Annotated in this window: 40 protein-coding genes; 35 read left to right on the forward strand and 5 right to left on the reverse strand. The window is 43.1% G+C overall.

Features of this window, described 5'->3' with window-relative positions:
• Window positions 1-27 precede the first annotated feature (27 nt).
• The 10 genes from ACFSVM_RS04010 to ACFSVM_RS04055 all read left to right on the forward strand — a co-directional run bounded on the left by ACFSVM_RS04010 (window position 28) and on the right by ACFSVM_RS04055 (window position 7,048).
• Complete coding sequence (locus ACFSVM_RS04010; RefSeq protein WP_379260585.1) at window positions 28-552, forward strand: nucleoside deaminase; 525 nt, start codon at window positions 28-30, stop codon at window positions 550-552.
• Between the two features lie 70 nt (window positions 553-622).
• Window positions 623-1,360, forward strand: coding sequence for a WecB/TagA/CpsF family glycosyltransferase (locus ACFSVM_RS04015; RefSeq protein WP_379260587.1), 738 nt, complete (start codon window positions 623-625; stop codon window positions 1,358-1,360).
• A 46-nt stretch (window positions 1,361-1,406) separates the two neighbouring features.
• A complete protein-coding gene (locus ACFSVM_RS04020; RefSeq protein WP_379260589.1) occupies window positions 1,407-1,838 on the forward strand; it encodes a GNAT family N-acetyltransferase in 432 nt (143 codons plus the stop codon).
• 18 nt (window positions 1,839-1,856) lie between these two features.
• A complete protein-coding gene (locus ACFSVM_RS04025) occupies window positions 1,857-1,979 on the forward strand; it encodes a hypothetical protein (RefSeq protein ID WP_379260591.1) in 123 nt (40 codons plus the stop codon).
• Between the two features lie 46 nt (window positions 1,980-2,025).
• Window positions 2,026-2,295: a hypothetical protein gene (locus ACFSVM_RS04030; protein ID WP_379260593.1), complete on the forward strand. Its 270-nt coding sequence runs from the start codon at window positions 2,026-2,028 to the stop codon at window positions 2,293-2,295.
• 492 nt (window positions 2,296-2,787) lie between these two features.
• Window positions 2,788-3,405 (forward strand): HD domain-containing protein, encoded by a 618-nt coding sequence (locus ACFSVM_RS04035; protein WP_379260594.1) that lies wholly within the window; start codon window positions 2,788-2,790, stop codon window positions 3,403-3,405.
• Between the two features lie 22 nt (window positions 3,406-3,427).
• Entirely contained in the window at window positions 3,428-4,180 is a 753-nt protein-coding gene (locus ACFSVM_RS04040) for a metallophosphoesterase family protein (protein ID WP_379260596.1), read from the forward strand.
• Between the two features lie 293 nt (window positions 4,181-4,473).
• Window positions 4,474-4,971 (forward strand): PH domain-containing protein, encoded by a 498-nt coding sequence (locus tag ACFSVM_RS04045; RefSeq protein ID WP_379260598.1) that lies wholly within the window; start codon window positions 4,474-4,476, stop codon window positions 4,969-4,971.
• Entirely contained in the window at window positions 4,968-6,575 is a 1,608-nt protein-coding gene (locus ACFSVM_RS04050) for a PH domain-containing protein (RefSeq protein ID WP_379260600.1), read from the forward strand. Before ACFSVM_RS04045 ends, ACFSVM_RS04050 begins: the two co-directional genes overlap by 4 nt.
• Window positions 6,576-6,691: 116 nt before the next feature.
• The gene (locus ACFSVM_RS04055; protein WP_379260602.1) at window positions 6,692-7,048 is read left to right on the forward strand and encodes a DinB family protein; all 357 of its coding nucleotides are present in this window, start codon (window positions 6,692-6,694) and stop codon (window positions 7,046-7,048) included.
• Between the two features lie 191 nt (window positions 7,049-7,239).
• Here the strand turns inward: ACFSVM_RS04055 and ACFSVM_RS04060 are convergent, their stop codons facing one another.
• Entirely contained in the window at window positions 7,240-7,866 is a 627-nt protein-coding gene (locus tag ACFSVM_RS04060) for a hypothetical protein (protein ID WP_090723575.1), read from the reverse strand.
• 284 nt (window positions 7,867-8,150) lie between these two features.
• Here ACFSVM_RS04060 and ACFSVM_RS04065 point away from each other — a divergent pair, with 284 nt between their 5' ends.
• The 15 genes from ACFSVM_RS04065 to ACFSVM_RS04135 all read left to right on the forward strand — a co-directional run bounded on the left by ACFSVM_RS04065 (window position 8,151) and on the right by ACFSVM_RS04135 (window position 16,382).
• On the forward strand, window positions 8,151-8,654 hold the full coding sequence (locus ACFSVM_RS04065) for a hypothetical protein (RefSeq protein WP_379260604.1): 504 nt from the start codon (window positions 8,151-8,153) through the stop codon (window positions 8,652-8,654).
• A gap of 224 nt (window positions 8,655-8,878) precedes the next feature.
• Window positions 8,879-9,034 carry a hypothetical protein gene (locus tag ACFSVM_RS04070; RefSeq protein ID WP_379260606.1) on the forward strand — a complete coding sequence of 52 codons (156 nt, stop codon included), beginning with the start codon at window positions 8,879-8,881 and terminating at the stop codon, window positions 9,032-9,034.
• 120 nt (window positions 9,035-9,154) lie between these two features.
• A complete protein-coding gene (locus tag ACFSVM_RS04075) occupies window positions 9,155-9,829 on the forward strand; it encodes an RNA polymerase sigma factor (protein ID WP_177178650.1) in 675 nt (224 codons plus the stop codon).
• 235 nt (window positions 9,830-10,064) lie between these two features.
• Window positions 10,065-10,616, forward strand: a complete 552-nt coding sequence (locus ACFSVM_RS04080; protein ID WP_090723539.1) for a GNAT family N-acetyltransferase — start codon at window positions 10,065-10,067, stop codon at window positions 10,614-10,616.
• A 611-nt stretch (window positions 10,617-11,227) separates the two neighbouring features.
• Window positions 11,228-11,530, forward strand: a complete 303-nt coding sequence (locus ACFSVM_RS04085; RefSeq protein ID WP_076311799.1) for a hypothetical protein — start codon at window positions 11,228-11,230, stop codon at window positions 11,528-11,530.
• Window positions 11,531-11,557: 27 nt separating this feature from the next.
• Window positions 11,558-11,743, forward strand: coding sequence for a hypothetical protein (locus ACFSVM_RS04090; protein ID WP_090723536.1), 186 nt, complete (start codon window positions 11,558-11,560; stop codon window positions 11,741-11,743).
• Window positions 11,744-11,882: 139 nt separating this feature from the next.
• A complete protein-coding gene (locus ACFSVM_RS04095; protein ID WP_379260610.1) occupies window positions 11,883-12,383 on the forward strand; it encodes a YcxB family protein in 501 nt (166 codons plus the stop codon).
• A 157-nt stretch (window positions 12,384-12,540) separates the two neighbouring features.
• Entirely contained in the window at window positions 12,541-12,942 is a 402-nt protein-coding gene (locus tag ACFSVM_RS04100) for an RDD family protein (RefSeq protein ID WP_379260611.1), read from the forward strand.
• Window positions 12,943-13,073: 131 nt separating this feature from the next.
• Window positions 13,074-13,394, forward strand: a complete 321-nt coding sequence (locus ACFSVM_RS04105) for a hypothetical protein (RefSeq protein ID WP_379260613.1) — start codon at window positions 13,074-13,076, stop codon at window positions 13,392-13,394.
• Between the two features lie 56 nt (window positions 13,395-13,450).
• Window positions 13,451-14,245: a VanW family protein gene (locus tag ACFSVM_RS04110; protein WP_090723533.1), complete on the forward strand. Its 795-nt coding sequence runs from the start codon at window positions 13,451-13,453 to the stop codon at window positions 14,243-14,245.
• Window positions 14,246-14,276: 31 nt separating this feature from the next.
• Window positions 14,277-14,867, forward strand: a complete 591-nt coding sequence (locus ACFSVM_RS04115; protein WP_090723532.1) for a GNAT family N-acetyltransferase — start codon at window positions 14,277-14,279, stop codon at window positions 14,865-14,867.
• Window positions 14,868-14,935: 68 nt separating this feature from the next.
• Window positions 14,936-15,436, forward strand: a complete 501-nt coding sequence (locus ACFSVM_RS04120) for an NUDIX domain-containing protein (protein ID WP_090723530.1) — start codon at window positions 14,936-14,938, stop codon at window positions 15,434-15,436.
• Between the two features lie 26 nt (window positions 15,437-15,462).
• Window positions 15,463-15,876 carry a GNAT family N-acetyltransferase gene (locus ACFSVM_RS04125; protein WP_090723529.1) on the forward strand — a complete coding sequence of 138 codons (414 nt, stop codon included), beginning with the start codon at window positions 15,463-15,465 and terminating at the stop codon, window positions 15,874-15,876.
• A gap of 4 nt (window positions 15,877-15,880) precedes the next feature.
• Entirely contained in the window at window positions 15,881-16,009 is a 129-nt protein-coding gene (locus ACFSVM_RS04130) for a hypothetical protein (protein WP_379260617.1), read from the forward strand.
• 16 nt (window positions 16,010-16,025) lie between these two features.
• On the forward strand, window positions 16,026-16,382 hold the full coding sequence (locus ACFSVM_RS04135; RefSeq protein WP_256209587.1) for a hypothetical protein: 357 nt from the start codon (window positions 16,026-16,028) through the stop codon (window positions 16,380-16,382).
• Window positions 16,383-16,504: 122 nt separating this feature from the next.
• On the opposite strand, the gene ACFSVM_RS04140 is transcribed toward ACFSVM_RS04135, so the two are convergent.
• Together ACFSVM_RS04140 and ACFSVM_RS04145 are read right to left on the reverse strand one after the other, a co-directional pair.
• The gene (locus ACFSVM_RS04140) at window positions 16,505-17,767 is read right to left on the reverse strand and encodes a cytochrome P450 (protein ID WP_379260619.1); all 1,263 of its coding nucleotides are present in this window, start codon (window positions 17,765-17,767) and stop codon (window positions 16,505-16,507) included.
• A gap of 80 nt (window positions 17,768-17,847) precedes the next feature.
• On the reverse strand, window positions 17,848-18,570 hold the full coding sequence (locus tag ACFSVM_RS04145; RefSeq protein WP_379260621.1) for a metallophosphoesterase family protein: 723 nt from the start codon (window positions 18,568-18,570) through the stop codon (window positions 17,848-17,850).
• Between the two features lie 207 nt (window positions 18,571-18,777).
• Here ACFSVM_RS04145 and ACFSVM_RS04150 point away from each other — a divergent pair, with 207 nt between their 5' ends.
• From ACFSVM_RS04150 to ACFSVM_RS04185, 8 genes are all read left to right on the forward strand, one after another.
• Window positions 18,778-19,263, forward strand: a complete 486-nt coding sequence (locus tag ACFSVM_RS04150; RefSeq protein ID WP_379260623.1) for a DinB family protein — start codon at window positions 18,778-18,780, stop codon at window positions 19,261-19,263.
• 91 nt (window positions 19,264-19,354) lie between these two features.
• Window positions 19,355-19,483 (forward strand): hypothetical protein, encoded by a 129-nt coding sequence (locus ACFSVM_RS04155; protein ID WP_256209584.1) that lies wholly within the window; start codon window positions 19,355-19,357, stop codon window positions 19,481-19,483.
• Between the two features lie 152 nt (window positions 19,484-19,635).
• Window positions 19,636-20,037 carry a nucleoside 2-deoxyribosyltransferase gene (locus tag ACFSVM_RS04160; protein WP_090723523.1) on the forward strand — a complete coding sequence of 134 codons (402 nt, stop codon included), beginning with the start codon at window positions 19,636-19,638 and terminating at the stop codon, window positions 20,035-20,037.
• Window positions 20,034-20,465: a hypothetical protein gene (locus ACFSVM_RS04165; protein ID WP_090723521.1), complete on the forward strand. Its 432-nt coding sequence runs from the start codon at window positions 20,034-20,036 to the stop codon at window positions 20,463-20,465. Before ACFSVM_RS04160 ends, ACFSVM_RS04165 begins: the two co-directional genes overlap by 4 nt.
• Window positions 20,466-20,505: 40 nt before the next feature.
• A complete protein-coding gene (locus ACFSVM_RS04170) occupies window positions 20,506-21,099 on the forward strand; it encodes an HAD-IA family hydrolase (protein WP_090723519.1) in 594 nt (197 codons plus the stop codon).
• Between the two features lie 154 nt (window positions 21,100-21,253).
• Window positions 21,254-21,793, forward strand: a complete 540-nt coding sequence (locus ACFSVM_RS04175; protein ID WP_090723516.1) for a hypothetical protein — start codon at window positions 21,254-21,256, stop codon at window positions 21,791-21,793.
• A gap of 52 nt (window positions 21,794-21,845) precedes the next feature.
• Window positions 21,846-22,190 (forward strand): hypothetical protein, encoded by a 345-nt coding sequence (locus ACFSVM_RS04180; protein WP_379260627.1) that lies wholly within the window; start codon window positions 21,846-21,848, stop codon window positions 22,188-22,190.
• 22 nt (window positions 22,191-22,212) lie between these two features.
• Window positions 22,213-22,878, forward strand: coding sequence for a hypothetical protein (locus tag ACFSVM_RS04185; RefSeq protein ID WP_090723514.1), 666 nt, complete (start codon window positions 22,213-22,215; stop codon window positions 22,876-22,878).
• Between the two features lie 164 nt (window positions 22,879-23,042).
• On the opposite strand, the gene ACFSVM_RS04190 is transcribed toward ACFSVM_RS04185, so the two are convergent.
• Window positions 23,043-24,275 carry an RtcB family protein gene (locus ACFSVM_RS04190; RefSeq protein ID WP_090723513.1) on the reverse strand — a complete coding sequence of 411 codons (1,233 nt, stop codon included), beginning with the start codon at window positions 24,273-24,275 and terminating at the stop codon, window positions 23,043-23,045.
• Between the two features lie 109 nt (window positions 24,276-24,384).
• Complete coding sequence (locus ACFSVM_RS04195) at window positions 24,385-25,044, reverse strand: pentapeptide repeat-containing protein (protein WP_090723511.1); 660 nt, start codon at window positions 25,042-25,044, stop codon at window positions 24,385-24,387.
• A gap of 171 nt (window positions 25,045-25,215) precedes the next feature.
• Between ACFSVM_RS04195 and ACFSVM_RS04200 the strand changes: the two genes are divergently transcribed.
• Together ACFSVM_RS04200 and ACFSVM_RS04205 are read left to right on the forward strand one after the other, a co-directional pair.
• On the forward strand, window positions 25,216-25,719 hold the full coding sequence (locus ACFSVM_RS04200; RefSeq protein WP_256209582.1) for a RidA family protein: 504 nt from the start codon (window positions 25,216-25,218) through the stop codon (window positions 25,717-25,719).
• Window positions 25,720-25,760: 41 nt separating this feature from the next.
• Entirely contained in the window at window positions 25,761-26,153 is a 393-nt protein-coding gene (locus ACFSVM_RS04205; RefSeq protein ID WP_256209581.1) for an HAD family hydrolase, read from the forward strand.
• The last annotated feature ends 11 nt before the right edge of the window (window positions 26,154-26,164 follow it).

Genomic DNA, 26,164 nt, shown 5'->3' on the forward strand with positions numbered 1-26,164 from the left:
CGATCTTTAAAACAGAGGAGTGTAGTGATGGACAAGGATTATACATACTTGCTGATGGCATTTGAAGAAGCGATGAAAGCAAGAGATGAAGGAACCTTCCCCATTGGAGCAGTCATTGTGGATGCGAACGGTGAAGTCATCAGTAGGGGAAGAAATCGGGTATTTTCGGATTCTGATTCAACAGCTCATGCTGAAGTGGACGCAATTAGACAAGCAGGACAGGTTATCGTAAACCCAGCAACCCGTAAATTCATACCCAACAATGGTCTGACGTTATACACTACTTGTGAGCCTTGTCCGATGTGTACAGGTACAATCGTGCTGTCGTTGATTCGAAAAGTGGTGTGGGCAGCCAATGATGAAGAGATTGGTGCGTTCAGAAGATTTAAAAATGCGGGCAGTCCACTCCCAGTATATGATAATTTGTTTAATCAGATTGAGTTCAACGCCGCACCGTATCCAGATTTAGAAGAGCGTCAAAGAGCATTGCTGGCAGAGTGGAATATTCATCGCGGCTATACAGATACCCATTGGAATAAACAATATCGTTAGTATGAGAACGCGTTAGGATTAAATAATGCATCGAACGAAGGACATAAAGTATAGAAGCGAGGTTATCATCATGGAGAACTATTCGAAAATTATGGGCATTCCAGTTCCAAAGCTCACGATGACAGAGACGGTCCAAATCTTGAGTGAGGTCATAGAGAAAAGGCAAGAAGAGCTGTATCATGTAGTTACCTTGAACCCGGAGATCGCGATGTCCTGTCAGCATAATGCTGCGCTTCGTCAGATTGTAGATCGTGCCGGGCTGCTTACCGCCGATGGTGCAGGAATTGTGATGGTCTCAAGGGTCAAAAGAGATCCCCTTCCTGAGCGGGTAACGGGTTGTGATCTTCTCTATCATCTTCTTGCCGCCGGGCATCAGAAGAATTGGTCTTTCTATCTGCTAGGAGCGGATGAGGAGACGAGCCATGCTGCGGAAGCGAATATACGAACATCCTACCCTGGTGCCATCATAAAGGGGAGGCATCATGGTTTCTTTGATGCTTCCGAGGAAGGCAGAATTATTGAGGAGATCAGTTCAGCGAATCCGGATATCCTTGTCGTTGCACTCGGCGCGCCTTATGCGGAAGAGTGGATACATAAGCACAGGGACCAACTGAATGCACGAATCGCTATCGGTGTTGGTGGCACGCTTGATATTATAGCTGGAAGAGTAAAAAGAGCACCCCGCATCTGGCAGAGGATGAATCTGGAGTGGATGTACAGACTTATAAATCAGCCTTCAAGGTGGAGAAGGCAGCTGATCTTGCCAAGATTTGCAGTGAGAGCTATTCTTTACAGAGATCCAAATTAAGACGAGTGATCAGACAACAAGACAATGAATAGGAGATCGAACGACAATGTCCGAACATAAATATCAAACGATTCACAGAATGCCGAATGTGAAGGAATATATTGATTTATGCAGTTCAGTCGGCTGGCAAGAGGTCATGAATTTTGATGCAGCTGAACAATCACTGCAGCATTCCTGCTATGGCGTTGTTATAGAATATAATGGAGAGGCTGTCGGCATGGGAAGAGTCGTGGGCGATGGCATCATGTATTTCTACGTCCAGGATATTGTCGTGAAGCCGGAGCATCAGAGTAGGGGGCTGGGAGAGCTGATCATGAGGGCGATCCAGCAATATTTAAGTGAGCATGCGGCTGAGAAGGCATTTGTCGGGCTATTTTCCGCTCATGGCAAAGAAAGCTTTTATCAGAAATATGGATTTAATGTGCATCAGGGCATGACCGGCATGTTCGGCGTCATTCATGACCGAGAGATGAAGTAATGTAGGAGGCAGGCGGATATGGAAAGGCTAGTACATTCCAGCAGTGAGAAGCTTAGGGGAAACGGAGACTTACTCACCGTACTATATGTGCCTGTCACCAGATCCATGTGCTTGATTCGTACATCGATCAGATCAAATTAAAGCTGGAAGAACAGCGAAGAATCCACTTGAAAAGCAAGGAGGATAAATGAGACAGAGAGGAATAACTTTCACATTAATTTTGTTACTCTTTGGTGTAATTATTTCAGGCTGTTCTTTGGTGGGTGAACAAGAGCAAGAAGGTCTTGAAGTCAGATCTCTTATGGTTGCGTTCGGCGGGGGAGCTAATGGCACCATCGTTTCCTACAATTTTACACTATGGAACTTGAGCGAGGAGCCCCTGATTCATCTATTGAACCCGTTCTGTCGAAAGCAGCAATGGAGCGATTGGAAGGTCAAGACATCCGGATTGAGCTGAACCAAACGATAGAGTCTGAAGCTTCTGTGTATATTGAAGGTCTTTTTAATCTAAATACGGATGGGATGTCTAAGCAACAAATCATTGATGAGGACCTCGATATTCAAAATTTTAAAATCACAACCGAGCAGGTGTTACCCGTTCATTGAGAAGATGTCTTGAAAAGTAATCTCTGTAAGGATGGTGAGTGTTCTGCGATGTATATCCATTTCCGATTATTGAATCTATCCGCTTGGCTGACCGTGTTATTGGTCTTATTCATACCAGGAAGACAGGTATTTGACGGTAACCAAAGCACAGAATTTGGAGTTCCGTTCAAGTATATAACACGGTATGATCACGCACCTAATAATGGTTCTTGGATTCTCGACAATGCCTCAATTGATATACTGCCATTCATAATTAATGTTGCTGCAATCTATAGCGTGCTGCTGGTGATTAGATCACTAAAGCACAAATATAAAAGGAAGAAGTAGCGAGGAGGCATGAGTGTTGAGTTCTATTTTAGAGAAGCTTACCTCAAATATGACGGCGACAGGAGATTTAAAGTCAGATGTCTATCAATTCCTGCTCTCCAATCATTGTCCAAAGACAGCAGAGCATTGTATGGAAGTTGGAGCAGAGTCACGCCGAGTAGCAGGAATAGTTGGAGCTGATCAAGAACAGGCGGAGATTGCAGGCTGGCTGCATGACATCAGTGCGGTTTTTCCAAATGATCAAAGAATAGATGCAGCTAGAGAGCTAGGTATTGATGTTTTGCCCGAGGAAGAAGTTTTTCCGATGATTGTTCATCAGAAGCTCTCTAAGGTGATGGCGGAGCGTATTTTTCAAATCAATGATTTAGCAATACTGGAGGCAGTGGGCTGTCATACGACATTGAGGTCCCATTCTACACAGCTGGATCAGGTATTGTTTGTAGCAGATAAGATAGCTTGGGATCAGAACGGAGAACCTCCATATCTGCAACAATTGAAAGAGGCATTGGAAATTTCTCTGCCTCACGCGTCATTTTGTTATCTTCATTATTTGTGGGAAAGACGATCCTCACTCAAGGTCATTCATCCTTGGCTTAGGGAAGCCCACGAAGAATTAAATCTCATCCTGAATTGAAAAAAGCAGGGGGATAGCCAAAATGCTGTACAACAAGATCGCAGTCATTTCAGATATTCATAGTAATGTATATGCTTTAAATGCGGTGCTGAAGGATATTGAAACGAGAGATATAGATATTACAGTGAATCTGGGAGATTCGTTGTTCGGACCAATCGATCCAATAGGAACTGCTCAGCGCTTGATGGATCACGACCAGATGATTCATATCATGGGCAATTGTGACGAGGAATTATTGCAGGATCATAGCGATTCTCTTACATATCAATTTGTCAAACTGTTGCTGGATTCAGAGCTGCTCAGGTGGATCCATAGCTTCAGGTCAACGTGGAAGTATGAAGACCTCTTGTTTTGCCATGGAACGCCAGGATCTAATCGTACCTATTTATTGGAGCAGGCAACTGAATCAGGTATTGTCTATAAAAGTGCTGAATTGCTTTCGGACGAGCTTCGCTCTATACAGGAGCAATATATCATATGCGGGCATAGTCACGTGAGCAGGACTCAGTTCCTTACGGACGATAAAATCGTTATTAACGCAGGGAGTGTCGGGCTGCCCGCCTATGAAGATGACCTGCCTGTTCCACATGTAATGGAATCGGGTAGTCCTCACGCCAAGTATGTCATACTAACGCGAAACGATCGAGGTTCTTGGGATATTGCACATCTCCAAATCGCCTATGACTGGGAACGTGCGGCTGACATTGCCAACCAGAACGGGCGTAACGACTATGCTTATGCCATTATGACAGGAAGAGCACTTGTTAAGGGTTGAGAGTGTTTGCTCTGATGACTCAAGCTCTGATAGGGGTGAGTATATGAATGTGAATTCGTTTCATTCTACGATTAATTCTTTGTTTGGTGAGTTGCTGGAACAGTTCAAAAATGAATGGCTCAAAGAAGAGCATGTAGAAACAAGTCATACCAATTAATGAGGTAGCTATTATTTTCAAATGAGTATTCTCCTGTTACATTAGATGAAGGAATATATGAAAAATTGTCATTAGATGATCATTCAGACGAAACGAAGACCAAGACATAAGGGTGGTCGGAATAAGAGGTGGTACATTGTACTCGCAAACGAAAGAGCCGCAGCAGCGATTAGCAGACAATGCGGTCAAAATATGGTGGATTAGTGCAGTAATCAGTAATGTAATCGGGTTTGTAGTACTCGGAGTGTTGTTATTTCTCGACTATTATTTCTCCTGGTATGCTTGGATCGGCTGGGTTCTCATTGGACTCACGATCATCTCGGTGCTCTATGCAGTCTGGGATATCTTGATCCGTCCCAAGCTGCTATACGCACACTGGCGCTATGATGTAACAGAGCAGTTTCTCCAGCTGAAGTTCGGTACGCTGACTGAGGTCCATCAGCTAATTCCCATGACCAAGATTCAATCGGTGGCTACCCGTCAGGGTCCGCTGCTTCGCAAATATAATTTGTACGCTTTATCGGTAGATACGATGGGATCTTCACACAGTATTCCAGTTCTGCCTGAGCAGGTTGCGCTGGACCTGAGAGATCAAATCGCTTATTATGCCAAAATAAAAGAGGTGGATGAATGACCGAAGATAAACGCTATCATCCACTGCTAATTCTGTTTGAGGTATGGAAGCTGATCAAAAATACTTTCTCCATTATTATTTTGTTGTTTGTCATCCAAATGGGTTCCGAAGCGAAGTGGGTCATATACGGAAGATGGATTTTTTATCTGGTTATCGTGGGTTGTCTTATTACTATTGTGTGGCGCTGGATCACCGAGCGTTACCGCCTCGATGATACCTCCTTTCATCTTGCGCAAGGGGTATTCGTCAAATCGAAGCGAACGATTCCATTCAGAAAAATTCAAAATGTAAACCGTCATGCTTCATTGTTTCATCGAATTTTTAAGGTGACCTCCATCAGGTTCGAGACAGGGATGACGGGGGACGAAGCGGCTGTGGAGTTTCAAGTGATATCTCGTGCCGAAGCAGATCGCATTGAGAAGTACATCGCTGACCAAGTGAATAAAGAGCGTGTCGCTTCTGCTATGCATTCCAAGAACACATCTAACGAAATGGACAGCGCTCCAAATGATGAGAACGAGATCGAATTGACAGCAGATCAGATACAAGAATCATCGGAGGAGATCCGCGACACGGTCCATGCTGCTACGTCTGAACAAGCTCCTGAAGCACAGCAGCGCACGCTCCATTTCAAGCCGACCAGGAAGGAAGTATTAAAGGCTTCTTTTACATCGCTCAGCTTCCTGGTCCTTATTCCCATTGTGGGGACACTGTACTCTAATGTGCAGGAATTTATCGATATCGAGGAGCAGGCCGAGGGGATAATGTCCACGGTGTTATCCTCTTGGTGGATGACCTCATTGGTCATAGCCGGAATCATCGTGCTGGCTGTCATTCTTGGGATTGTGACTACATTTCTTAAATACGGAAATTTCGAGATTTCTTCAGACGAGGAACGGATCTATATTGCCAAAGGAGTCATGGAGCAAACTGCGTTTTCCATTGCAAAAGAAAAGGTGCAGGCAATTGAAATTTCGCAATCCTTCATCAAGAGGCTGCTCGGACTGGCAGAGGTCAAGCTGGTCACGGCAGGCAGTGTGGGGGAAGCGGAGCATGAGGTGAACAGCCTGTATCCTTTTTTACCAGTGAGTAAAGTTCACGCCTTGATCCCCAAGATGCTGCCGGCCTATGAAGTATCTCTCGATATGCAGCGTTTGCCTCGTACATCGTTATGGCTGCGTCTTGTGAGGCCAAGCTGGATCTGGATCGTTGCAACAGCGCTGCTCGTTTATTTTAAGCCGAATCTATTTGGCTGGAATGAAGCTTGGTGGGTATTATCCGCTGGCTTGCTTGTCTGTGTCGTGCTATGGAGAGTACTGGATTATCTCAACTGCAGATACAGCATTGGAGAGCATTTTGTCCAGTTTAAGAGCGGAGGATTTGCTACAAGTCTGTTTATTTCCAAGAGAGCCAAGATCACTGAAGTCAAAGTAACGCAAGGCATACTCCAGCGCCGTCTTGACCTGGCTTCCATCCAAACCACCAATCGTGCAAAGCCTGTTCTTCATCATAAGGCTCAGGATGTGCCGGTGCAAGCAGCAGATCATTTTTACATGTGGTATATGGAACGGACCAAGGATGTTTCAACTCTACATGAGCAGTGAATAACAGATACAATAACGATAAAGGATATTCTCAGAAAATAACTCAGCCTGTAATCCACGTGGTTTAAGGCTGGGTTATTTTTTATATAACATGTTGAGAGGGAGTTGGTGATTTCATGGATCCACTACGTTATCCTATAGGTCGATTTGTACCTGTTGGGCTATTGTCGGCAGAAGCAAGAATGAATGGAATGGATGGATTACTAGATATAACGCGTCATCTTAAGAGACTCACTGAACCTTTAAATACAGAACAGCTGCTTACCCCTTATCGAGAAGGTGGATGGAGCATTCAGCAGGTCGTCCATCATATGGCGGATAATGATATGAATGCCTATATTCGGTTTAAACGTGCTCTGACCGAGGATGTGCCGATCGCCAGCTCTTACAGGGAGGACCTGTGGGCTGAGCTCGAAGATTATAGGAGAGCAGAAGTGGATGAGTCAATAACACTTGCTAGCCATTCTGCATAAATGTTTCTATATTCTGGTAAGCAGCCTGTCCGATGAGGATTTTAGCCGAATGCTCCGTACCGAAGTGCTGGGGAAGATCACACTTGATACGGCACTGCAAAGATTCGTTTGGCATAATAGACATCACACTGCTCAAATAGAGGCACTGCTGCATCGCAAAGGGTGCTGTGATTGTTATCCCGGTACTTCAGCTAAGATGACAATTCAATCTCGATCAGTTCAACACCTGGAGGAAAGGTCGCTTTGACCTTCGATATATTAGTGAAACGCGGTTCATTCGATAGAACAGAGATAAAAGCACCATCGTATCCCGGCCAGAAAATCGTTTTGGCTTTCGTCATGTCAATGACAACCATATGCTGGGTCTGACTACCGCCATGATTTGCCACTAATATTGGTTCAATGGTAAAGGGAGGCTCGCTAGTGCCAATAGACCAGATCACCAGTTCATTACAGCTTGCCATATTTAGAAGTAGCGGCAGGGCACTGGCAAGCTGTACCGTGGTTGTAACATGTAATAAAGAAAACCATTTATTAAGCACCACGTGTTCTATCGAACGCTGCGTGCATAGCTGAGTAATATCCTCCTGCCAAACACGTGAGACATTCAGACAGAAGCAGATCGGATAAGCATTCAGATTGTGCATCCACTCCAATAATAGCGGAGCACTGGATTCATTGAACCAGACTGAGTTCGTACTTATGAAATCCATAACATATGGAACATGCTCCTGATTAAAAGTGAACGGAAAATATCCACCTGGATTAGGCAGATTAGCATAATAGGTCGGGGGGAGATAAGCAAATTCGAGCTGCATGGAGGCACCTTCTTCAAGATTTTGAGTTCTAGTTCTAAGCTCAGTGTAGCAGAGTGGGAAGAGAAATGAATCATTATTAAGAGTTATTCAAAATTCGCTCTTACCTAAACTTAAGGTAAAATGTTATAATTGTTCAGTTGTTGAACCAATTTCGTTCGTTATAACGCGATATGAAATTGATTCAGGGTGTGTAGAGATATTGGCACTATTTGATCGCCAAAAATATATGTCGCAAGATACGTCTACCATCTGAAATTTTAATTTTAATTTCGGAGGGGATTATTTTGTTCAAGGAAGACAGACTTCCGCAAAATGCTAGAGAAGGCATTATTTTTATGTTGATCGTGTCCATTATTTCGGTAAACACCATTGGGCCCATCATATTGGGGTTGGAACGAGGCTTTAGCGTAGCCAATTACTTAGAAACATTGAAGGTCATCCCGTTCATGTGGGTTATCGTTATTCTGTTAGTGAAGCTGGTGGCAGGACCTTTGGTTCGCAAGGTATTACCCAAATTTGTGGGTCAAACAGATGGTTTTAACGCCAGAGTGTTATTGAACATTGTAATGAACGTGACGGTTCTATCGGTTCTGTTAACGATTATCGGTACCTGGGTGGGGATGAGACAAATATCTCTAGAAGCTTTCCACAACTTCTTTCCGACATGGTTTCGAAATTTTGGTGTTGCCTTTTGGATTGAACTGCTTGTCGCACAGCCCATCGCAAGATTTGCAATGAAGAAGATTCATGCAAGTCAGGCTAACCGAGCAGCAAATATAAGCTCTTAATTTGTTAATATAATATACTTCAACGATATGAACAGCCACTTCCATGAGGGACCTGGCTGTTTTTTTATATTCAAAGTAAGAAGATTTAAAGGAGCTAACGATGCGATTTTTTAATAGTCTGTTGTACGCATGTATTGCAATGGCTGTTATAGCCGTATGTATCATGTTTGCAACTGTGCTCGGTATAGACGAGTACCTGTATCTGTTTTTCTCTCGATGAGAAAGTGGATAGCGTACAATATGAGCTGACAGTGAATGTGGATGGCAAACCACAAAAGCTGACCGTGGAAGAGTATACCCAGCAAGGTGGGTCGATCATCATCAAGGATGCAAACGGCCAGTCTCATAAGTTTACCCACACGCTCGAGATCAAAAATTAGTTCATCTAGAATCAAGGAACCGGGAGCAGTTATTGCTGTTTCCGGTTTTTTTCTGATATTTCTTTTGGAATGAAATACGCTTCATCGCCAGAGGACTTTGAAGGAGAAGGAGAGAATGGCATGGTGACCGACGAACAATTGGCACGGAAAATAAGCGAAGGAGATCAGGAGGCTTTTGAAGTGATGGTTGTCCGGTTTCATGGACCTCTTCTTCAATATGCCTTTAGGCTGCTAAGAGATCGAGAAAGAGCCAAGGATGCGGTCCAGGAAACCTTCATCAAGCTGATCAGGCATTTACGCGATAAAGGGGAGCTCAAGCATGTAAAAGCTTGGCTTTACCGTGTGCTGATAAATCAATGCCGTGATTACTGGGTAAGCGAATCTGCCGTACTTGAGGCACTAGTAAGAGAGCAACTGCCTGAACAGGTCGACCCCCATGTGAATGCAGAGGAACAGTTTCTTCAGTGGGAGACATCAAATGAAATGCGGATATTGCTCTATGAGCTTACCTATACACAGCAGCAGGTCGTTATGCTTCGTTTCTATGAAGATATGAAGCTTAAAGATATTGCAGAGCTCCTGGATCTTACACCTAGTACAGTAAAAAGCCGTTTATACTCGGGGCTACATCGTTTAAAAGCTAAAATATTGGATAAGCCCTATCTCTTGGCCGGATTGTCTTACCCTCTAACGGACACATTGAAAGAAGGCGAGATGGGGCTGGGTTCTGACACAAGAAGTATTCGTTCAATCAATGGGATACAGCAAGCTGTTAGGGTAGAAGAAATGGTATGAAAAGTATGTCCGGAGGATTAAGACATAATCCTATTGAAAGTCGCTAATTTAGCGGCTTTTTTGTTTACATTTACCAATTCTTCTCCTGAACGCTGCTGCTCTTTTTCATTTATATCGAACGAGCAGGTTTAGTTATAATGGAACTCTCACCAACTTTTGCTATAATCGTTAAGTAATCATTTTATTGATTTTGCTACAAGAATTGAAAAGAACAAATGGAAGGATGATCACACTCTTGATTACGGGAAGAAAAGTCCAGCTACGCCCTGTTTCGATAGAGGATTTTAAAAGGACGTTCGAATGGCGGAACGACGAAGAGTTTGCGAAAATGAGTGCAGGCACAGACTTATTCCGATATAGTCATGTTACATTGGACCAGATCGAGTCCACGTATGAAAAGGAAATTAGAACACTTGATCGACGGGAAAAAGGTGAATTTTCCATTTATACGCAGGAGGAAAATCCAAAGCATATTGGTTTCATTGTCTACCGTGAAATGAATATTGTTGCACGGCGGTGCACGATTGGTATGGGGATTGGTGACAAAGAGTATTGGAGCAAAGGATTTGGATCTGATGCTCTTAAGACACTGATCCATTATTTATTTCAAACGATGAACTTAAACCGTGTGCAGCTTGATACTTGGAGTGGAAACGAGCGAGCTATTCGTTCCTATGAAAAATGCGGTTTTGTTGTCGAGGGAAGGATGCGGAACCATTCTTTTGTTGATGGAAAGTACTATGATACTGTTGTGCTGGGGTTATTGAAAGAGGAATTTCAATACTGAAAAGATTTATCTATGAGATAGATTTCACGAAGGCAGCTGGCGAAAAGGATGGATGCCTTAGTTCATCTAATGGCAAACGTTAGTTAAAACAGTCAGGAGCAGTTGCCAGTTGGTAGCTGTTCCTTTTTATATTAAGCCAAAGGTTAGGTTAGTGATAATCTTATACTTGCCATTGATAAGAGGTCTATATTTTTATATAACAACAGCATGTTGAGCGATTAGTACGGGTGTTTATTTTTAAAAGGAAGCTTCTACGATGAGGTGTCAAGATGGTGTGTGGTTCTCATAATACATTAGGACTTGACCCTAGCATTTTAGAGGAAGTAACGAGAGCGACAACGTACATGAAAGAGAACGATCTTGTTAAATTCGGAACCGGGGTACATCATTTTGGCCATTTTAGTGTGCAATTCTAAAGAGGAGGGTCAAACATTTCTACTGCAAATCAAGTCACCCCACATAAGAAATATGTTATCTTCGCCTGTCTTGCCCTAGTTATCCTTGGCCTTGTCCTGTATCATCGGGGAACTCCGTATGAGCGGACATTCGATAGCTTAATTTATTCCACAGAAGATTCATATAAGCAGAATACAACGATCCATATAGAAGGTGTGCGGTATAAACGGCTCTCCGGCGAGCATCGAATTGTCGGTAGTGTCACAGTAGATCAGGATTTGACATATCCCATCACGGCAGACCTGGATGGTACGGATTATATTCATCACATAGTGCAATGGGGTGAAGACAAAGTGCCACGGACGGCAGGGGCCATTCATATTTCGAAGGATTTCAGCACGATATGGATTAAATCCGATGATTTTGATACCAAATACAGTATAATGGACGGATATGCATTTGGGCCCACTGAAGCTTGGGAAGAGTTCAAAAGTACAATGCCAAGTGATCAAAACTAACAAGGGTACCAGGGAAAGGGGATTAAGTTGAGTATTATTATTTGGATTATAGGGGTTATTATTACTTTTTTCATCATTAAGCTGGCAATTGATGATTCCAAGAACACCAGATATAACAAGCTCATCTTAAGAGAATTAAGAGAGATGAATGAATATCTGAGAAAAAGAGATGAAGAAATGCGGGCACCTCGTCAGGACTCTATAGACCAATGATCACATAGGAAAAATTTATTGCCACAGCAATCTCTTAAAATACTGGTGCTACCCAGTTACAATAGAGTATCATTGTAAGAGTTGGCAGAAGCGAGCTGTCACTGGTTTGAATCTTGAATAGGCAAGAGGAGTACTGTAGATGAAGATTAGCATAGATTTTACAAAAGACGATTATTGGAAGCTCAATAAGTATGTGATGTTTCATATGCCTCAATTTAAGAATATGATCCTCCTGGTCATGATCCTATTGCCGATCCTGATGTGCGCTGCATTAAAAGTGCTCGGCAGATCTTGGGAGGTCTCGATAATACTAGGTCTGCTTATTGGGATACTTGCGGATCTCTATGTTGTTTTTTCTGTGAAGCTAAAGGTGCAGCGACATGTGAAGACGAACAAAGGCCTTATCGGTGAGCATACGATTGAAGTAAACGATCAGGGCTTTACGGAAACAACCTCGATTAACCAAACGAATTACCCATGGAGCAAGGTAGCGCATCTTCGTGAAGATCCTCAATACTTCTATGTGTTTGTGAATGATACGCAGGGCATTGGTGTTCCGAAAAGAGGATTTGCTAACACTGCGCAGCAAACGGAATTTAGACAATTCGTGGAGAAGTACGCCAACCGTCGTTGGGGTTAACAATGATTGCTCCATCATTATGAGAAAAGCTCATCTGATTCGGATGATGCTTTTTTTTATTCAAACGAAACTTATACCTCTGCCGCATCGTTATTGTAAATTAAGAATGATCATTCTGAATACAATCTTAGAAGATGCTTACGAATGGAGTGATGGCATGGTAAACGAGCAGGCTGGGTTTTGGATTCGCTTTGGAGCTATTTTGCTAGATGCAATTATTGTGGGTATTCCGTTGGCATTTGTGACCTCTTTCATTGTTGGGGACGTAGAAGAGAATTGGCTGAATGATACGGTTAGCTTTCTGTATTCCTTGCTTCTGCCTGTATTTTGGAGAGGGTATACCATAGGGAAATACATTTGCGGAATTAAGATTCGCAAGGTATCGGACGAAGGACCTCCCGGGATTGGTACAATGCTGCTGCGAGACGTTGTTTCCGGTCTGGTCTATGCAATCACGTTTGGAATCGGAACGATTGTCAGTGTGCTGATGGTAGCGATCCGAGAGGATAAGCGCTCCCTTCATGATTTTATTGCAGGAACCGAAGTCGTACGTAACTAAAAAAGGGATAGCTCAAAACGCTAAGGGTTTCGTACGAAGAACTCTAGAAGCGGGATGAGCTTTTTTTTCGCAACTCTCCTCATATTGCAAGCGTCTATACTATATCATCATCATCGAGGAGCGAAGTCACCATGAATAAACGAATCAAAGTGAAAACAAATCGAGTCAGGAATGTCATCATTGCCGTCCTAATGCTGTTACTTATTCTAGCCTATACCTGCCCAACACAAGAAGATTATTATGCTTGGCTGCATGAGGAACACGGTATTTCATGTGATCAATATAATTACCTGGATGGACTTGGCTGTGTGAAAGACGGACAAATGATTCTCGATTCTGGGACTACCTTTAGCGGCATGATTTTCACCAAGCGTGAGATAAAATATAAGCTCTTAGAAGATGGCACGGTGTATAAAGTAAATACTGTAGGATTTTTGAATACGATTTTCTAGGGTTGTCATTCTGTTGTATCAAGAGATGTCTAAATGAGGTTAGAGGAGGGGATCATTTGAAACCTGTTCCAAGATCGAAGCTTCGCATCAAGCTGGGTACAGCCTATTATCGATCAAAACGATATACAGAGTGGTACTTTGGCAGGACTAATTTTGCTAAAGAACAGAGCAGCACGATTTATCCTCATGAACTGGCGAGACACCAGACCCCGCTCCTTCGCCGCCTGAAGAATGTAGAGATGTGGCTTCAATTCAACAAGATTAAGAATCTGGAGATTGCGATTCCTAAGCTCGATGGGATCATTATTCATCCAGGAGAGACCTTGTCCTATTGGAAGCGGATTGGCAACCCATCCCGTAGAAAAGGATATGTAGAGGGCATGGTTCTCTTCTACGGGGGATTTAAGCCCGGTCTAGGCGGCGGACTGTGTCAGCTGTCTAACCTCATCTACTGGATCACTCTTCACACGCCACTGGTGGTCACCGAGCGTCACAGACACAGCTATGATGTATTTCCGGATTCTAACCGAAGTCAGCCATTCGGAAGCGGAGCTACCTGTGCCTATAATTATTTGGACCTGCGAATATATAACCCCACTACATTTCCTTATCAGCTAAAGCTATATATGACAGAAGAACAGCTCGTCGGCAGCTGGAACAGTGTAATTCCACAACAATTTAAATATGAAGTCTATGAGAAGGAGCATAAAATCACTCAAGAATATTGGGGAGGTTACATGCGCCATAATGTTCTGCACAGGCGGGTCTTTAATCTTCATGAGGAGCTTGTAGACGACCAGTATATTACCGAGAATCACGCATTGATGATGTATCAGCCGCTATTGAAATAACCATGCCCATATGCAAGGGAGGATTAAATCTATGGTTTTTACCTTACCTGTGATTGAAACAGATAGACTTATTCTTAGGTCGATTGAGTATACCGATGTAGAAGCTTTATTTGCCTATTTCAGCCGTGATGAAGTAACGAGATATTATGATCTGGAGAGCTTCGATGATCGAGATCAGGCTCTTGCATTAATTCAGAATTGGAAGGACAGATATGAACGGCAAGAGGTGGTTCGCTGGGGCATAACGTTGAAATCATCTGATCTACTGATCGGTACATGCGGTTATCATAACTTGAAGAAGAAGCATCTAAAGGCGGAGATTGGATATGATCTTCACCCAGAATACTGGGGTCAGGGCTTCATGAAAGAAGCCGTCTCTGCAATATTGACTTATGGCTTTAAACAGATGGCTTTAAATAGAGTAGAGGCCCTAGTCCATGTTGATAATAGCGCTTCAAGACAATTGCTAGATAAATCCGGATTTAAGCAAGAGGGGGTTCTACGCGAAGGCTTGATGAAGAATAAGTCAGCGGTAGATGCTGCGCTATATTCTATTCTCAAAAGGGAGTATGTTATGGAGAGGAAGTGCCCAAAGGAAAGCCTGCGCCGGATGTATACATAGAAGCTGCCAGCAGATTAGGTGTTAACGGCAGTATTGCGAAATTGTTGAAGTAGTTAGGAGGAAGATCTATGGAAGTTCGGCAGATGGCAACAGCGTACCTGTTTAACGAGGATAAAGTGCTTATGCTAAAAAGATTAGGAAGCCGGCTTCATGACGAGGCCTTCTGGACCGGACTCGGGGGTCATCTCGAACCGGAGGAGCTGTCTCATCCCAAAGAGGCGTGTATTCGTGAAGTGTATGAGGAGTCCGGCATCAAGAGCAAGGATATCATAGATTTAGAGCTGAAGTATATTTTACATCGAATCAAGAATAGCGAGATACGACTCCAGTATGTGTACTTTGGTAAAACGGATATGGTAGATCTAGCAGCTTGTGATGAAGGAGAGCTGATCTGGGTACCGAAAAAGGAACTGCCTCATCTCACAATGTCCAGAATTAATAGCTTCATGCTGGAGCACTACCTCACCAGTCCTTCCAGTCAGCACATTATGGTGGGGACGATTACCCTAAATAAGCTGGGAAAACCCTTAATGCAATGGTCGGAACTGAAGGACCCCCTCATATTTTAGGATTAGCGAAAAGGGAGGAAGCAGCTATGGATTCTGTTGTAGTTACAATTTTAATTAATAATTCGATTCAAGATCATGAAGTGCCTGATTTGCGGCAGTCTGTCGGATGGGACAGGAGAGAGCAGGATTATCCGATTTTGTTCAAGCGATGTTTGTTATGGGGAAGTGCACGAGATATGAACGGCAGGCTTATTGCATTTGGTTATATTACCGGGACAGGACTCGAGCATGGTTATATGGAGGATATTATGATTCATCCGGATTTTCAGAGACAGGGCCTGGGCAAGCAGTTGGTTCAGGCCTTGCTGCATGCGGCAGAGGATGCACGAATACCTATAGTAACTGTAACTTTTGCAGATCAGCATGAATCATTTTACATAGAAGGTGGATTTAAGCGATGTAGAGGAGGCTTGTGGAGATCAAGGGAAGAGGAGCAATAATTTGATGAAAAACAGAGCAATATTAGATGGAAGAACCAGAAAGTTTAGAATTCTATTCATCATCGGTTTACTGATTTTTCTAGGGTATGTGATTGCTGTCATTGCAGGGATCTTCTCATTTCAGTCATTGTAAGAACGGAGGTGTGAGGATGTTATTTATGTTTGTATCTCTCATTTTTATTATTGTCTCAATATTTACGTTTAGAAAAGTCAGGATTTCAAATCCATATTCTAAAGGTTTCGCCCTAGCTATTGTTTTATCCATAGTAGCTGTTGTTTGTCTTGCTCAAAACTACACTCAAAGCCAAATTCCAGAAGCAAACGATGGAATTGGAATATCAAATCAAGTGGCGTACTCAATTATTGGTGATGACGGCTGGTCTCAGGATAAGTTTCGAGACATTTTTGAAAAATCTACTTTTTGCACCCTCATTTTAATAGTTGCATACCCTTTCGTTCTTATAGTTGAGTCAAAATTAAAGAAAAAAGTAACTTCGGGAGTGTAACTCCCATTTTTGAGCCTAAATCAACATTAAGTTGAATTAAGCCAGAAAATAAAAGATGGACGTAGAAAAGTTTACGTCCATCTTTTTATTTTCTACAGTAACCTTACTGCTTAAAATATCCCCTACACTGCCTTCACATTGATCATGACGATGCGGCTGTGCGGCAGAGAGGGCATCTCATGAAAGCTGAAGCTCAAATCCTGCTGAGGGATGTCATACTCCATCTTGTTCGCAAGATAATCGAGACTTTCCTTCATGATTTCGATAGTGATCCATTCACCGGCACAGCGGTGTCCTGTATAGTGATCTCCGCCGCCTTGCGGAATAAAATTGAATGGACTTCCATTCCAATTCCGGAAGCGATCCGGTCTGAACTTCTCAGGATTATCCCACAGATCCGGGTGATGGTTCGTACCGTACAGATCAAGGAGAGTAAGAACACCCTTCTCGAATCCGTACCCTTGCCAAGTAAAATCCTTGATTGGGCGTGCAGGCAGGAATGGGAAGAAGGGATAGAAACGGCGTACCTCCTGCACAAAATTCTGAAGATAGTCTTCTTCTGCCGTCGCCAGCTTCTTGCGCTCCTCAGGCTGCTGAATGACCGCCAGTGCCGTGAAGCAGATATATATAGCGATCGCGACGATCGGGCGCAGGATGTTGATGATTTCTACGGCAACTGTTTGTGAATCGAGAAGCTCTCCCTTCAGATCACGGTGCATGGCGAACGTGTGCAGTGTGCTCTGTTCGGGTGCTTCTATTTCACCTGTACGGACTTGCTCAACTAGGTCACTAATCCATTTCTCCGTCTTAGAGCGGGCGTTCTTCCCCTTCATGTGCTTGATACCGATCGCAGCGGTGGCTTCAATCATGGCGCCAAACCAGGCTGCTTTTTCTTGTGCTTCGCCTTCTCGCAAAGGCACGCCTGCCCATTCGCAGGCAGCTCGGCACAGGAGCCCCTGTGCCTCCTCATAGAGCTGTACCTTCGGCATAGTCTCCCACCGCTGAGCGGCAAGGGCCCAATGCTTGCGAGTGATCGTCCGCATTTGGGCAAGGGCTTCTGTGGACATGACGGACATGAACATGTTTTTGCGATGATGATGTTCTTCTCCGTCCAAGGATTGAACGCCGCCTTCACCAAAAAGAGTGTTGATGACCCGCTTCGGTGCAGCACCAATTCTTTCAAATTTATCATTATCATAGAACAGCTTCGCAGCTTCCTCTCCCCGCATACAGATTGCGCGTTCACCAAGAAGGCGTGTTTCAAAAATATCCGATTGGAATCCGATTGTACGATTCGTTATGTATAGGTAGCCTTCACGCAGCACACTTAAGCTGTGATCCAGGCCTTCCTCTTTAGGCAAGAGCTTCTTTTCCTCCACCTGCATCCACCTCCTAATTAAGGTCAAAATGAGACATACAACATTTTAGTACCCTTATACGGTAGGATTAAACAAGATAGAAGGCTTTATGTACTTGCAGGAAGCTTGGTTCCCTTGTAGACCGCGTAGGTCTTATACGTTCCGTCTTCTGTAATTTCGAGACAGTTCAGCTGTTTGCCATAGGCGCACGCACCGTCAATACCGATCTTGTCCTTCTGGAACCACACGCCTGGAGATTCATGCAGATGCACCGTCGGCGTATGACCGAATACAACCGGCTTATCGAGACTGGTGGGCTGATCATGAAAGAGATCGCGTATCCATATAAAATCATCCTTCGGCTGCTCTCTAAAATCTGCATAGAATGGATTAATGCCTGCGTGGACGAACAAGTGGGTATCCGTTTCATAGTAATAAGGCAAGGCTTGAAGAAATTCCAAGTGATGAGGATAATGCTCCATAATATAGGCCTTTGCTTCTGCATAGGCATTTTTGTTAAAGTAATGATCTTCGAAGTAGGAAGGGCCCATGTAGCTCTCGACCGTCTGGTATCCTCCGTTTTTTAGCCAGCGATCATCCTCCTGCAGCAGCATCGCCTCAAGGAACAGCTGATCGTGGTTCCCCCTTAGTGTAACGACACCATAATCCTGATGAAGCTGTATGATTTGGTTAAGTACTTCCTTGCTGTTCGGTCCGCGATCTACATAATCGCCGAGGAGTATGAGCTTGTCCTGCTCTGGTATGTAATTTGCTGTATGCAGCAATGCGTTAAATTCATCGTAGCAGCCATGAATATCACTGATGACCAAGGTTCGAATAGCAAGCTCTCCTTTCCTGATATATCTTATTCGTGCGGCCTATGATTATTGCTAAAAGAAATTATATATCAAATAGAGGGAAATGGCGTTGTTTTCTATAACTAAAGATAAATATACTCAGCTCAGGAATGGACTGCAACAGGGGAGGATGCTATTATCTCTTGTAAATTCACCGATGAGCAGGAAAGGATGATCTAAATGGATATTCATTTGTTTAAAGAACTGCTATGTACAAAGCTCGATGATATCGAGAAAAGAACCTTGCATGTGCTTCATCAGTTGAATGATGATGAGGTGAACTATCGCTACAATGAAGCATCCAACAGCATTGCCAACTTGGTTGTGCATATCAGCGGCAATATTGATGAACGCATTCGTCGAGGCATTCGGGGATCCGATGTAACGAGAGACAGAGACGCCGAATTCGATGTGTTATCCCGTACAAGAGATGAGCTTATCGAGATCACAAAGGAATCTTACCAAGATGTTAGACAAACCATTGAGCGAATGAGTGAAGAAGATTGGATGAAAACACAGGTGATTCGGAATAAGGAACGGAGTAACCTGGAAGTTCTGCTTACGTGTGCAACGCATTTTTCAGAACATTTGGGGCAGATGCTATACCTTGCCAAAATGTTTAAAGATCAGGATTTCATTACGGCTTCCATACCAAAAAGAAAGTAGAATGGAATGAATTTCGGTCCTGCCTTCGTTTATAACTCTCTTCAAACGTTTATATATCTATCAAGATGAACAATTAAGGGAGAGACTTCATATGGCAGGAAATAGAGAACACCTAACCAAACGCAAGAAGAAGATTACTGTTGGAATTATTGTTGCTGTTCTATTGTTAGCTTCATTTTTGCTCTATTATTTTGGTAACTTTACCGCTGTAGATGTATAAGATAGTGATTTAGAATATAAGCTTCAGCTTGAATGCCCTCGCGTGTGAATGCGGGGGTTTTTGAGTTGTAGACAATCGTGTAGAATATAATATAAAATCCAATATTTTCAATATAATCTAATGGTTAGATATTAACGTATCAGGGGGAACTTATGAGATTCTATATTGCTTCGAGCTTTAGAAACATGGAGCATGTTCATTACACTGCTGAACAGCTTGTCTTGAGAGGGCATACACATACCTATGATTGGACCAGACATGGGAAAGCTACTACGCATGCAGAGCTCGCTGCAATTGGAGAAGCGGAAATGGAAGGAGTCATCCGTTCCGATGTGTTCATTATGATGATGCCTGCAGGCAAGGGAAGTCATATTGAGCTGGGTATTGCCCTGGGTACAGGAAAGGAAGTATGGATATACTCAGAATCAGAACATGTCTATGAACCGGAGCAGTCCAGTACGTTCTATCATTTGCCTGAAGTCAAACGATTTGTAGGGACGATTGAGAATTTGATAGAATCTGTATCCAAATATGAGAGAGTAAAAATAAAATGAAGAAGAGGCTGCTTATTTCTGTGGGAGTGTTGTTGTTCCTTGCCGTCATTTACATCACATCCAGGTCCTTCTTTCTAACGGAGCCTCCGGATCTGATTGGGCGCTTGGATGAGCAGGAGCTTCTCTTTCATAAAGGCTCGTATGTCTGGACGAGTGGGATAGCAGATGCGCCGGAACCAACGGAAATAGCCAATCAATATGAGGGATATAAAGTGGCTCCAAGCACAGACATGATCCTCTCATTCTCTATTCAGCCTTCCGAGTATTCGGTCGCGCAAGTGACAGATATGGAGCGGAGCACAATTCCTGTAAAGGATAATACGATCCGAACCCCTTCTGAGCCGGGGACCTATTTCATCGTGATCTACGGAGAATGGCCGGCTGGTACGGGTACTTATGTAGTCAAGCTTGAAGTGGATCCGAAGTAATTGAAGAGGACTAATCATATCTGGGAGGATGATCACCCCAATGAACCCTAAACCACAGCTTGTGCTTGATGCCGGAGGCGTCATCACGGCAAATTTGTCGCCCAGCTACTGGAGTGAACTGATGTTATCAGATATAGTCTCTGGCAATAGTGTTGTTCGCAAATTTAAAGAAGAGCTCAGGGAGTCGTTATGGTCTGGGCGTGTTTCGGAAGCGGAATTCTACGTTTGGATAAGAAGGCAGATCAGTGACATAGACCACAGTGATGAGGTCATGAGGCGAATGCTGCAAACCCATTTGAGGCTATTGCCTGCTGCGGAATGGGTAGCAAAATGGTCTGAAAAAGCAAACATACATATTCTAAGTAATCATAGACATGAATGGTTATCACCTGTATTGGCACCGCTCATGCCCTACATCACATCCTGTACCATTTCGAGTGAGGTTGGGATGTGTAAACCGGGTGCTGCTATCTACAACGCTTTGCACGGCAGGCTGGAGCATAGCGATGAGATTTATTTTGTAGATGATCAAGAGCGTAATCTGCTTCCTGCTAGAGAGATGGGATGGGAGACCATTTTGGCAGATTCGGCAGGACAGTGGACTAAGACTGTCAATGAACTATTGAAGTGCTGAGCCAGGCATCTTCCGCTTTCTAAATGAATACGGTAGTATGTGAGCTTGAACAACCTCTGATGTTTTTGCCGAGTTAGTGAGGCTCTAGTCTGAGGATTGAAGCTGCTATGATCAACACTTTGAGGAAATAAAGTAGTTCAAAGGGGGAGTTTACTTGAATATAGAAAACGTGGATATCGAAATCAGCGAGTTGCATGAGCGGTTTAAGGCATCTAATTTGCCGCTGCGGTATACTCTTCAGGAAGCAGATCATCTATTGAAAAGTAAATATGGTGTTGTTGTTGTGAACCCATTGGAAGTATCCGACCTGAAAAAAGACCCTCTAATCCATTACAATCATATCGTAAAAATCTATCATGTGAACGACAGTCAAATTCTATCCTCCATCTTTACATCTCAAGAGCAAGAAATGATAAAAGAAATGCAGGCAATTCATGCAACGGTCCCTTCCGATGAGGATTCCTTGACGGGTGCAGAACGGCTGTGGAGAAAGATCAGGCAGGGCAGATTGCTTCGCATTATTATAGAAAGTGCAGATAAACAATACATTACCGGATTTACACTTCAGGGGATGAGCCAGCAGCTACTGCAGGAATTATACATATTAAGAGGCCTCCGAGAAGAAGAATGCCATCTAGGTAATGAAAATTACGCAACCTACCTTAAGCTCCTTCATCAACGAGGCTATATTTAGCGTGGGTCTATGGTTGAAGAACGACTTTTGAGGAAGTCAAAGGAGAGTGTTGATGATAAAAAAACACATTTTTATTTCGTTGTTATTAATGATCTTACCAACTTTAGCAGGCTGCAGTTTGATTTCAACTCATGAACAGACACCGATCGAAATGGTGGCATTCAGTAGCCTTACAGATGAAGAACAAGCTTTAATACCTGCCAGCCCGAAGGATTCAAGCGTAGAGAAAGTAAGAGTTAATGAGGAGAACAACTCCTATATGTATAGTAATGTTGGCAATGATCAAGTTTATGCTGTGACTTTCAATCATACCGGTACGAATACTTCGGGTGATCTCGTAGTCTATGTTGACTTGGATAAGGAAACTGTTATAGGCAAAGGATTTACGCTCAAGTAGCTTTATGAGAGCTATATTTTCAATGAAGAAGCAGATAAAAAACAGCCAGCAGCATAATCACTTGTTTTACACATTGTGTGAGGGGAAAATGATGAGTAGATTTCATCCGAGATTTTATTTACTTGTATGTATAATAATATTTACGTTAACAGCATGTTCTTCCAATACTAACACAAGCTTTTATTCTAATGGCTACAATGAGATAGAAGAATTAGAAAAGCTTGATGATTTTATTAGAGATCAAGCTTCTGAATCTTCGAAACCAGTAAATTATGATCTGACGGTAACTTCAACTTTTAAAAGCGGTGAAGATGCTAATATGATCGTTTACGATGTCTTAGTTAATAATGTAAAAGAAGAAATGGAAAATATCACAATATCATTCACTCTTGAACCAGAAATGATAAATAACTTAGAAAGCTATGATTTAATCTCAATTAGTAATCCTGATAATGTTAAAAAGAATATACTCAAACCAAACGAGAAACCATTTGGTTTAAGTTTATATCGGGGATACGTCTTGAAAGAAGAAGGGGAACTATCCAAAAACATAAATAATATTTATAAAAATGTTTATGTCAAAATATCATACGATACGAATGGAAAACGTACTGATGAATATCGAAAAATGGTTGCCACACCTTCTACTGAACTAGTAAATTACTTGAAAGAAACATCATCACTATAATTACCAATTAAATAATGCAATAATTTTATCGCCTCACCTCGAATCAAGTTTGCACGAGAGTGAGGCATTCCTATTTTGTGGGTCGAATTTTACTCAAAAATCAGTGCACCGTTTCTCTCAAGACTGGAAGCATAGTGGCTGTACTATTTGTTCTAAATGACAAATTAATTACTCGCTTTGAAATTGTACAGCGGCTTGATAATCTCTACAATCTCTAATGCATCCACCGTATTCTCCAGAATTTCTTCGATTGGTTTGTAGGCCATGGGTGCTTCATCCAGCGTAGCGGTGCTTACGGATGAGGTCCATACCCCGCGCATCGTGTCCTTGAAATCGTTCATATGCAAAATATCCTTGGCTCTGGATCGGCTCATCAGGCGGCCTGCTCCATGAGGGGCGGAATGATTCCAATCAGGATTGCCTTTGCCAATGGCGATAATAGAACCGTCTCGCATATTGATCGGTATGATGACCTTTTCACCTGCTTTGGCTGAGATCGCGCCTTTGCGGATAATTTTGTCCTCTGGATTAATATAGTTATGAATGGTTGTGAATTTCTCCAGCTGACGGTAGTTCAGATTCAGGAACTCGGCAATGGCTCTCGACATCCCTTGGCGGTTTAAGAGAGCGAACTCCTGTGCTGCGTACATGTCCGCTAAATATTCGTCAGCCCCAGCCCCTTCGAGGTACATAAGCGGTTTTGGAACCTGGTACACTTCCATGAGTGCTTTATACTTCTCCATAACGGCAGGAATCGCATCAAGATTGCCTGATTTTTTGAGGAGTCCGATCTCCTCATTCTGCTGATAGGTCAGGTCTTTGATGCGGTCTGTGCAGTAGAGCTCTGCTTTTTTCTGATGATATTTGGCGACCTGAAGTCCAAGATTGCGGCTTCCGGAATGGATCACCAAGATTTTGTTACCTGAAGAATCCTCATTAATTTCAATAAAATGATTGCCTCCACCCAGACTTCCCACACTTCTTAGATGCTTCTCATAGACCGTACCTGTTTTGCTTGCGATGTTCTCAATTTTTTGCTCCAGTACGGGCTTATGAATAGGGTGCACGATTTTTTGGTGAATGGAATGACCATGAGGGACCTTATGACGTATAAAGTGATTCAGCTCTTCAAAATTGATATCGATCGGTCCGAGGTAGGTTACTTCCATTCCACAGCCAATATCTACACCGATGAGGTTAGGGACGACGCGTCCTGCAAGCTCAGCCGTAAATCCGATGACGCAGCCCTTTCCTGCATGGGTATCTGGCATGATCCGGATCTGTACACCTTCAAAGGCCTTCTGATTACACAGCTCAAGGACTTGAGCATAAGCCGTTTCATCGATCGTATCTGTAAAAATTTTAGCCGTGTTGTATTTTCCTATAGCTTCTATCATATGAATAACTCCTTTTCTTGCAAACGCGAAAAACCATGATTGTAATAATATAACATTGATCTATATCTGACAGGGATAAAAAACCTTTTAAATTATTTTTTCTGTGAAGTTATTCCTTAATGACGAGACCAAATATTTTGGAGAACAGAAGTGCCTGTGCCGGTGCAATAATGCAGCCCTGCAAATCCTCCATGGTCACACCGAGGTTATAAAATTCCGTTTGGCTAAGATCAATGCCTTTTAGCTTCGCACCCGTGAACTGTGTACCGTCAATCATACAGCCGATGAGCTCAATGCCGGCAAATTCGGAATGATAGAAATCCGACTTGATGAGCGAGCACTCCTGAAATGAGATGTTTTTCATGTTGGCAAAACGAAACGTTGCATAATCTCCGGCGCATTCTTGAAAAGATACATTTCGCATAGTTGCAGCGGTAAGGTCAATCCCAATAATTTTGCAATGCGTAAACTGAACTCGATGCAGGACAGAGTCGCTGAAGTTCACATTGGATAAATCACAGTTCTTGAAGACGACATCTGTTAATTCTGCATGCAGAAGTGAGGTGCTGCTAAAGGTGATGTTCTCGAATACCATCTGATCAAATGTTACTTTCTCGGCGATGACATCCATGATCTCTTCCTCCTGGCACATGACCTGGCCAATTTCAGCGCGATCCAGAATGGTGGAATCTGCAAGCTTAACCAATGAGAGCTGCTTAGGAAGCTTTGGTTTGGTGATTTTTATAGGTTTGGTTTCGGAATGGGACATGATATTCCTCCGTTCATTAAATAACTCAAGATACATACACATTGATTTTCATTGTATCAGAAATAGCAGCTTTAGCTGGCAGTTGACTGGCGTATCAGCTGAAATACAGGATGAAGATTTAATTCAATCAAGTTATAATATGGGAATCCAATCGAACGAAAGAAGCAGTCTATGAAGCATCTATATTATATCGAAGGGCTGGCGATCTATATGTCACAACTACAAACTACGGAAGAGCGTTTACAAGATCTCGGAATCGAGCTTCCTGCGGCGAGTAATCCGGCTGCGCAATATACGAATGTTGTTATCGTCAATGGTTTGATGTTTGTTTCAGGCAAAGGTCCATCTGGCAGCCCGAAGGGGAAGCTTGGAAGTGATTTTACGACAGAAGAGGGTTATACCTTTGCCCGCGATGCGGCGATTGAGGTCCTATCGGTTGTGAGAGATGCGCTTGGTACACTGGATCGTGTCAAGAGAGTCGTTAAAGTTCAGGGTTTCGTTAATGCTGAGCCGAGCTTTGAGGAGCATCACAAGGTATTGAACGGTTACTCCGATTTGATGTCTGACGTATTTGGGGAAAAAGGTGTTCATGCAAGGTCTGTGTTTGGAGCCGTTTCGGTGCGTGATAATCTGCCTATTATCGTTGATTCGATCTTTCAGGTAGAAGAGGAATAGGGAAGTCGAAGGATCTGATCACATCCCAGTTCGAACATTGGGTGAAACCCGTACTTTATGAGGATACCGTGCCTTTTCTAGAATGGCTGAGAAGAGAAGGGATTCGTTCTTATATTCTGTCTAATATAGACACATATGACGTCCAATCTGCTGCGTCTTATCACGGGATTGAAGTGGATGGAATCATAACGAGCGAAAGCGTAAGAGCATATAAGCCTCGGCCCGAAATGTTTTATCAGGCACTTGCGCTTAGCGGTCTGGCCGCTGATGAAATCATCCATATTGGAGATTCGCTAAAGAGTGACATCCAGGGAGCTCAGAATGCAGGTATTGCTGCCGTGTGGTTGAATCGATTGAATAAAATGAGAAAAAATGAAGTGCAGCCAGACTATACTTGTTCAAACTTGTTAGAGGTGCGTTCTTTGTTTATTTGAAGGGAGCTAAC

Source organism: Paenibacillus shunpengii (assembly GCF_042684905.1).
Taxonomy (GTDB): domain Bacteria; phylum Bacillota; class Bacilli; order Paenibacillales; family Paenibacillaceae; genus Paenibacillus; species Paenibacillus shunpengii.